The sequence below is a fragment of the Pseudomonas sp. P5_B2 genome, assembly GCF_056400445.1.
Genome location: NZ_JBFULH010001482.1, coordinates 1 through 551, shown reverse-complemented (window position 1 = coordinate 551; position 551 = coordinate 1). Strand labels below are relative to the sequence as shown.

Below are 551 nucleotides of genomic sequence, written 5' to 3'. Positions count from 1 at the left end.
CGGTAGCACTGATGGGCAAAACTCGGAAGCTGAGGGCGTGGTCACCCAAGAAATGGTTCCAAGTCGAAGGGTAATTGAAGTAGAGCAGCGCACCGATATCGTCTTCGGATGTCTTGTCGAGACGGGTGGTGACCGCTGGCTTGCCGTCCATGGTGTAGCTGACCGCGCCTTTTGAGAGAGGGATGCGCGTCATACGGAATTGGCCGTTGATGTCCATCACTAGGCGGCTAGGTAAGCCTGCTCTTTCGCATTTGTTCCAGTAAGCGGAAAGCTCTGGATCATCGTCGCCACCTACACCGCCTACGGAAAGGTTATCGACAAAGGATTGCAGTAACTCTGGGTGCGACCCATCGCAGTGGTAGCATTCCCGGTTATTCTCGAAGACCAGCTTCCAGTTTCCTTTCTCGATGATGGTTGATTCGAAAGCTACCTTGCAGTTATCGAGATTGTGCGGAGCGATGAAAGGGGCTACCGCCTCACGGAATGGTGTGAAGTCTGGAGCTTTGGTCGCCACACACACATAAATGAAGGTGTGTACGACTTCGCAATGC

At 53.2% G+C, this 551-nt stretch carries 1 protein-coding gene; it reads right to left on the bottom strand.

Annotated elements, in window-relative coordinates; translation table 11 throughout:
- Window positions 1-551 (bottom strand): SRPBCC family protein (locus AC1DRJ_RS31945; protein WP_477805605.1); only part of this gene is annotated, 551 nt, incomplete at both ends.